At 42.2% G+C, this 6,760-nt stretch carries 6 protein-coding genes; 3 read left to right on the forward strand and 3 right to left on the reverse strand.

Annotated features, from left to right (window positions below; translation table 11 throughout):
* Nucleotides 1-39: 39 nt before the first annotated feature.
* Nucleotides 40-342 carry a 30S ribosomal protein S14 gene (gene rpsN, locus IQ234_RS08595; RefSeq protein WP_002740009.1) on the reverse strand — a complete coding sequence of 101 codons (303 nt, stop codon included), beginning with the start codon at nucleotides 340-342 and terminating at the stop codon, nucleotides 40-42.
* Nucleotides 343-623: 281 nt separating this feature from the next.
* Between rpsN and IQ234_RS08600 the strand changes: the two genes are divergently transcribed.
* Nucleotides 624-1,163 carry an NUDIX hydrolase gene (locus tag IQ234_RS08600; protein ID WP_193956785.1) on the forward strand — a complete coding sequence of 180 codons (540 nt, stop codon included), beginning with the start codon at nucleotides 624-626 and terminating at the stop codon, nucleotides 1,161-1,163.
* Here the strand turns inward: IQ234_RS08600 and IQ234_RS08605 are convergent.
* Nucleotides 1,156-1,338, reverse strand: coding sequence for a hypothetical protein (locus tag IQ234_RS08605; RefSeq protein WP_002769951.1), 183 nt, complete (start codon nucleotides 1,336-1,338; stop codon nucleotides 1,156-1,158). The genes IQ234_RS08600 and IQ234_RS08605 overlap by 8 nt on opposite strands.
* A 186-nt stretch (nucleotides 1,339-1,524) precedes the next feature.
* On the opposite strand from IQ234_RS08605, the gene IQ234_RS08610 reads away from it, so the two are divergent.
* Nucleotides 1,525-3,750 (forward strand): glycosyltransferase, encoded by a 2,226-nt coding sequence (locus IQ234_RS08610; protein ID WP_193956786.1) that lies wholly within the window; start codon nucleotides 1,525-1,527, stop codon nucleotides 3,748-3,750.
* Between the two features lie 337 nt (nucleotides 3,751-4,087).
* Entirely contained in the window at nucleotides 4,088-5,764 is a 1,677-nt protein-coding gene (locus IQ234_RS08615) for a hypothetical protein (protein ID WP_193956787.1), read from the forward strand.
* 6 nt (nucleotides 5,765-5,770) lie between these two features.
* Here the strand turns inward: IQ234_RS08615 and IQ234_RS08620 are convergent, their stop codons facing one another.
* Nucleotides 5,771-6,517 (reverse strand): DUF4079 domain-containing protein, encoded by a 747-nt coding sequence (locus tag IQ234_RS08620; RefSeq protein WP_193956788.1) that lies wholly within the window; start codon nucleotides 6,515-6,517, stop codon nucleotides 5,771-5,773.
* Nucleotides 6,518-6,760 lie beyond the last annotated feature (243 nt).

Consider the following 6,760-nt stretch of genomic DNA (forward strand, 5'->3'; position numbering starts at 1 on the left):
CGCCTCTATCCCGGTATTTTCCCTAGATATTGTTTCTGACTACCAGCTAGACTTGACCACACCGGGTAAAAGACCTTGGTGGGCCCATTCGCGTAAAACGTTGCGGGATAAACCAAAATCGCGATAGTATCCTCTAGGTCTGCCGGTCGTTAAACAACGGTTGCGGTGACGACTAGGAGCGCTATTGCGGGGTAATTCCTGTAATTTTTGGTGAATTGCCAGTTTTTCTTCAAAATCTTCGGCGGTGCGGAATTGTTCTTTTAGTTCCGCTCTTTTAGCTTCGTATTTTTGTCTGAGACGAGCGCGTTTTTTCTCGCGTTCTACCATCGATTTTTTTGCCATGGGGTTTCTCGAAAAAGATTTAACCTGTAAAGACAGCATTTTTCATTATAATACTAAATCCGTTGAGTAACGCACAGAAAACGGGTTTCTCCGAGAAACCCGTTTTCTACTCATGCACTCATGCAAAAAGGGGAATGAATAATCAGTCTTTAATAACCAGATTTAGTATAACCTGAATCTCTCCTTGGCTATCAGACGATAATTCTGCCCGCTTCCTAACACCGGTGACAAAGGTGACATTTGTTGATATTAATTCTTAAAGTCCTAGTTGAAAATTTTCTATGTCTGAACCGCCTCAATTTCTCCAACAACGTCTTTTTTATCAAGGTCGCGTCTTTCAATTTGAAGTCTCGAAACTGCGTTTACCTAACGGTGTCGAGGGAGAATGGGAATGTGTGCGTCATCCGGGGGGTGCTTTAGCAGTTCCAATCACCAAGGAAGGTCAATTAGTTTTAGTACGTCAGTATCGATTTAGTTTGCAAGCTCGAATTTTGGAATTTCCCGCCGGGACGATTGATGAAGGAGAAGACCCTGCTACGACGGTAAAACGAGAATTAGAGGAAGAAGCGGGCTATCGGGCGCATAATTGGCAATCTTTGGGTAAATTTGCCCTGGCACCGGGTTATTCCGATGAATATATCTATGCTTTTCTGGCCCAGGATCTGGAAAAATTAAGCTTGCCCCCCGCTCAAGATGCCGATGAAGATATAGAAGTGGTTTTTATGAGTTTTGAGGAAATGGAATCAGCGATCGCTCAGGGAGAATCGATCGATGCTAAAACTATTACTAGCTTCTATCTGGCCCGTTTAGCTCTTAATTAATCTTTTCGATCACCGCTTGTCCTAGTTGAATCAACTCAAACCCGATAAAAAGGCTTAAAATCACAGTGACAGCCTGATTAAGTAGGGGTATATTGCCTTTGCCTAGAACAGAAGCGACGAATTTGACCACAACCAAAACGAGAGCGCTAACAACGGCGATTTTGACGGCTATCATAGACTAATTTTTCCTCACGGTTAACCAAATTATACTATTTCCAGACTTTTTCTGGCTAGTTTCATCTTGGGTTTGATACAAAATTTAGCATTTTGGTGGAAAGCGCTCCTGTCATTGCCAAAAATGCCCTGGTTTTTGTTAAGAATTGTAAAATGTAGTTAGATTCATTTGATCAGAAGAGGATTCATGTCTAACCAAGAATCGATTTTTCCATTCCCTCAAAAACCAGTGTATTCTTCCGTATTCAAGCCGATTTTAGCGATAATATCAGTTATCTTAATTATGTTAGCAGTGATCGGCGGGTTAATGATGGTTAGTTTATCATTATCTTGGCCGGAAGACAATATTTATCGATTACTCCTTGGCTTAGTAGAAGATTTTTTTAACCCCTTTGCTTGGATCAAAGTTCCCACGGTTGCTCATAGCTATCAATTATTATTACCCACGGTTATCTTGCTAATTTCTACGCAGTTAATCATTTTCTTGTCTCCGCATCCGCAAGTTTGGTCAAGATTATTCATTATTTCTATCACTCTCGCTATCACCCTGCGCTATCTACTCTGGAGGATTCTGGAAACCTTAAATCTTTCTACTCCTCTCAATGGCTTTTTTAGTTTACTGCTTTTAGGCGTTGAGATGATAGTTTTAAGTGGTAGCATAATTCAGTTAGTTTTAGTCTTAACCACGAAGGATAGACGCAAAGAAGCTGATTTTTATAGCCAAGCAGTGATCAATAAACAGTATTTGCCGACGGTAGATATTCTGATTCCCACCTATAATGAGCCAGCCTTTATCTTAAAAAGAACTGTTATCGGTTGTCAAGCCCTTAATTATCCTCATAAAAATATTTATATCCTCGATGATACCCAGAGGTCAGAAATTTATGAATTAGCAGAAAAATTAAATTGTCATTATCTGACTCGTCAGGATAGAAAAAATGCTAAAGCAGGTAATTTAAACCATGCTCTCAAACAAACTCAAGGGGAATTAGTGGTAGTTTTTGATGCGGATTTTATCCCTTGTCAGAACTTTTTAGAAAGAACTGTTGGCTGGTTTCAAAACCCCAAAATTGCCTTAGTGCAAACTCCCCAAAGCTTTTATAATGCCGATCCTATTGCCCATAACTTAGGTTTAGAAAATATTGTTACTCCCGACGAAGAATTATTTTATCGTCATATCCAACCAGCTAAAGATGGGGTGGGTAGTCCTGTCTGTGCTGGCACTTCTTTTATTGTCAGAAGAAAAGCCTTAGAGGAAGTGGGATATTTTAATATAGAATCTATTAGTGAAGACTATTTTACTGGGATTGCTATATCTGCCAAAGGTTATGAAGTTATTTACTTAAATGAAAAACTCAGTGCTGGTTTATCTGCCGAAAGTTTATCAGCTTATTTACGACAAAGATTGCGCTGGGCAAGGGGAACTTTACAGGCCTTTTTTATCAAAGCTAATCCCCTAAAAATTGCGGGACTAACTCTACCTCAAAGATTGGCACACTTAGAAGGACTTTTATCTTGGTTTTCTCCCTTAGCTCGTTTATTTTCTCTGCTTATTCCTCTCCTTTATACCTTTGGTTATATCGTACCTTTGAACATCACCATCGATGAGACAATCTATATCTTTTTACCCTACATGATGATCCAGTTAGCCACTTATCACTGGTTAAATTCTCGCTCGCGCTCAATTGTTTTTTCTGAGGTACTATCGATGATTATTTGTGTACCTACATCCCTAACAGTTCTCCATGTTCTTTGGAAACCCTTTGACAAAGGATTTCAGGTGACACCGAAGGGACTTGCTCGCCAAAATTATCAATATAATTGGCACTTATCCTACCCATTGCTGTTTTTTCTCACTATTACTTTAATTAGTATTTTCTTTAATTTAAACCATCACAATTATCAAGAAAGTTCCCTAAATTTTGGCTTAATTTTGGCTATATATAATGTGGTTATTATCATGACTGCTTTAGTGGCTTTATTGGAAGCTCCCCTTACCCTAGAAACTCAATATCAAGTGTTGGAATCTCCCGTTAACTTGATCACAGAATCGGATATAATTATACAGGGCAATCTGAAAAAACTTTCGGAAATAGGAGCAGAAATTCACCTGAGGGAACCCATCTACTCAGAAAAGCTACTCCTAGATATTTTAGGCGAAGATTTGCGCCTATCTGCTCATCTAGTCAATCTAGAAAAACAAGGAAAAATCTGGCAAGCAACCCTTAAATTCCAGCCACTTACCCTATCAGAGCAGAGAAAACTAATTACTTTTTTATTCTGTCGTCCCCAGCGCTGGCAACCGAAAAATACGGCAGGAGAATTACAATCCCTTTGGTTGTTAATTATTAGCTTTTTTCGGGGGATAGGCTTGATTTGGCGGGCAATTCTGGATCAAAAAACAACCCTTTAATTGAGTCAAAAATCGAAAATACTTAAGTAGCTGGTTATAATTAAATTAAAAATAGATTTTAGGTTCGATCCCCCCTGCCCCCCTTATTAAGGGGGGTGCCGATAGGCGGGGGGATCTACCCTTGATAAGGGGGGTGCCGATGCCCCCTTTATTAAGGGGGCATCTGATAATTTTTAACGCCTACCTACTTATCGAAAAATTACTGGCTGACTATTCTATTAACTGGCTTTTGTCTGTGATTGTACTCACAGTGCTATCCCTGTATTCTCACATTTGTCACTTGACCAAAACTTGACAGTATTATAATAGAAGTAACCATTCTTAGATGGACTGGTCTATGAAAAATCGTTTATACCTTCACCTGATGGCTAATAGGGAAAAAGGGTTTGCCTTGCCTCTTGCCCTGTTAATTGGACTTATCCTGATGGGAACAGGGATAACTGTGATGATGCGCGTCCAAGGGAACCAATCGAAAGTAATTGCCCAAAAAGTCCGGGCTGATAGTTTAAGAAGTTCCGAAGCTGGAGTGGCTCGCGTGCAGGATTTACTTAATAGCGTTCGAGTTATGGCGAAGGTTGATAGTAATTGTGATTCCGGCGATTGTTGGGAGAGGGCCGAAGTGGTTACTAATCTCAGTCCCAATTTACAAAGAGATTTAAAAGAATTAGACATTGCCACCACCTGTGCTGATCCCAGTCGTAATAACGAAATTGAGAACAAAATCCTCGCACCCACAGAAGAACAACGAGCAGTAAATCCAGGATTAAGCGATTTGGCCAGTCGTGAATGGTTTCAGTTGGAAGATATTTTCCGAGTTTATGATCATGATAGGGATGGTTTCATCACCCGGGAAGAATGGTCAGGAACCGACGAGGTATTCGATGCGATCGATATTAACCGTGATGATAAAATTTCTCCCGATGAGATCAATGATAATCGTTATTATCGCGTGGTTGGATACAATTTTACCCCAAGCTCTGACCCCAATATTTTGGGTTGGGGAGTTCTCACCCTGGAAGGACGTTCTCGCAAAAGTGCCGCAACAGACCTAACTAACTTTGCTACCGATATAGATAGTGACGATAATGCCGCCTCGCGTAACCGCGTGGTGGTAACTATCCCGATTCTGCCTTCCCGTCCCCTCGCATTCACTCGTACCACGGTTCCCGCTTTATGGGTAAGCGAGGGAGCCATGGTAAGTGGCGAAGATAGTGCTGACTTTCAAGGGGATGTGGTGAACCTAGAATGTGATATTAACAGGAATGATATTAAACAGCCCACACCCGCAGCCAATCCCCCCTACACAGCACAATTTATCGATAACACTATTGTGCCTTTCCCTAATTTACCGGAGCCTCCCAATCCCGAAGACCTTCGCGATGAGCAGGAAAACCTGGCACTTACCAGTTCTGAAACTTTTCCCCGACTGGGAGACACACCCACTACTCGCACGATTAACGGTCAAAGCGTACAGGTGTACGAGTATATCGTTGATAATATCAGCTTGGATGATGGCGAGGCGATTACCATTACTCCGGGGGAACGGGTAGTTTTTTATGTTAAAGGTAATATTGATGGTGCGATCGAACACGATTGTGGTAACGTGACTGGCTGTAAACCGGGCAATCTACAAATTTATGCCAATAATGAATTAGCTTCCACCGCGCCGCAAATTTGTCTGAAAGGAGACCAAAGACTAGAAGCGTTTATCTTTGCTCCTGACTATTCCCTCGATAAAACTGGTACTGGTACTTTCATCGGTGCTGCCTGGGGTAAAAATTGGGGCAAAATTCCAGGCTGTGCCTCACCTGACGATGCTGACAATGCTGTTGCTGTAACCCAAGGGGTAGAATGGACTGAATTAATCACAAACCTGAAACCCGATGACAGTGCCTTAGATGAAGCGGCGAGGTATTTGCCCCAACTTGGTAAGATTGCCAATTGGTGTGAGGAACCCATCGATACCGCTGCCGGTGCCTCTGTGTGTGTACCCTCTCCCTCTCCCGGTCCCTAAAAAAGTTTAACTTATCGGATTGATGAGGGGGGTTGAGGATTTCGGTTCAGGACAGGTTTTATTGGTGAAATCACAGCGATAAATTGCCGGTTTTTGCCAACTGAGGGGAATTTCCAGCAAATCCCTCGAACCGGTCATGGCTTGTCCCAGAAAGAGAGCCAGAGCGATACAATTGAGGACTGTATGGGCAATGCGCCAACGATGGGAACGGTCTTTATAGATATCTTCGACAATTGCCAGAGAGAAAATCATCAGTAATGATGCGGCCATGCCGATATAGTAGTGGGACCAGTACCATTGGTCCGAGAGTCGCCAGACCCCATCCTGAGAACCGATAATAATTAAACCGATTCCAGTCAAGGTGGCAAAAATTCCGCGCCAGAGCGCTTGTCTAGCGCGGTAGAGACAGACCAAAGAGGCAATAGTGACAAAAAACATCAAAATCACAAAAATGACCTGAAAGGAGTCTAATTTTCCATCTTTTTGTTTATCGACAAAACCATTAAAACCGTAAACGACCGAGTAAGCTAGTGCTAACAGGTTAACCCCTACCACTGTACCCGTTAACCAGCGGCCTAAGCGTAGATGTTCCGGCCCGACCACTGGCGGAATTTTACTTTTATTTCCTGCAGCGGTTTCTAGACGACGTTGACGGGTTTGCCACGCAAAGTTAACTACGAGGCCGATAATAGGGAAAACGACCACTATCGCTAGGACAGGATGAATGAGAGCTAGAAAATCGACGAATTGCATATAAATATCCCGAAAATAGTCAGCAGAAAATCTTCAATAGTTGACAAGCTATAGCCTTGTTTTTTTTTAGCTTATCGCAGATATCAGGAGGCAAAAGGCAATAGGCAAAAGGTAGGAGATAGGGTTTTGGGGTGATGGGGTGATAGGGTTTTGGGGTGATAGGGTTTTGGGGTGATAGGGTGATAGGGTGATAGGGTTTTGGGGTGATGGGACAGCTTCCCCACTTCCCCACTTCCCCACTTC

The organism is Microcystis aeruginosa LEGE 91341 (assembly GCF_015206885.1).
Taxonomy (GTDB): Bacteria; Cyanobacteriota; Cyanobacteriia; order Cyanobacteriales; family Microcystaceae; genus Microcystis; species Microcystis aeruginosa_H.

Excerpts from the sequence above, each read along its gene's own strand:
- IQ234_RS08620 (WP_193956788.1), bottom strand. The coding sequence starts at position 6,517 with ATGCAATTCGTCGATTTTCTAGCTCTCATTCATCCTGTCCTAGCGATA.
- IQ234_RS08610 (WP_193956786.1), top strand. The coding sequence starts at position 1,525 with ATGTCTAACCAAGAATCGATTTTTCCATTCCCTCAAAAACCAGTGTAT.
- IQ234_RS08605 (WP_002769951.1), bottom strand. The coding sequence starts at position 1,338 with ATGATAGCCGTCAAAATCGCCGTTGTTAGCGCTCTCGTTTTGGTTGTG.
- rpsN (WP_002740009.1), bottom strand. The coding sequence starts at position 342 with ATGGCAAAAAAATCGATGGTAGAACGCGAGAAAAAACGCGCTCGTCTC.
- IQ234_RS08615 (WP_193956787.1), top strand. The coding sequence starts at position 4,088 with ATGAAAAATCGTTTATACCTTCACCTGATGGCTAATAGGGAAAAAGGG.
- IQ234_RS08600 (WP_193956785.1), top strand. The coding sequence starts at position 624 with ATGTCTGAACCGCCTCAATTTCTCCAACAACGTCTTTTTTATCAAGGT.